We start from the raw sequence: 332 nt of genomic DNA, 5'->3' as shown, positions 1-332 counted from the left end.
TCGGCGACTGGCCGTTCTTGATGAAGTCGGCCCAGATCCCGACGCCCTCGGCCGCCTGGGGGGACCGTAACCGATCTGGTCGTGGGCGGCATTGATCACCTCGCCGCCCGCCTGGTAGATGGTGTTGTAGAAGGTCATCTGGCCGTAGGGCGCGGAGGCGATGCCGTAGACACCTGCGCTCTTGTTGGTCAGCTTGGCCACGTCCGCCTTGAAGTCGTCCCAGGTCCAGCCCGCCGTGGGAAGAGGCACTCCGGCTTCCTGGAAGAGCCGCTTGTTGTAGAAGACCCCGATGGTGTCGAAGTCCTTCGGCGCGCCGTAGAGCTTGCCATCGA

1 protein-coding gene is annotated in these 332 nt (G+C 64.5%); it reads right to left on the bottom strand.

Translation table 11 applies throughout. The features are described 5' to 3' along the window. The coding region (locus BN358_RS23825) for an extracellular solute-binding protein (protein ID WP_157593475.1) at positions 1-332 on the bottom strand (332 nt) is incomplete at both ends.

Origin of the sequence: Sedimentibacter sp. B4 (assembly GCF_000309315.1) — a bacterium.
Taxonomy (GTDB): domain Bacteria; phylum Bacillota; class Clostridia; order Tissierellales; family Sedimentibacteraceae; genus Sedimentibacter; species Sedimentibacter saalensis.
Note: the sequence above shows the minus strand (reverse complement) of the source record. Positions and strands in the feature narration are given on the sequence as shown.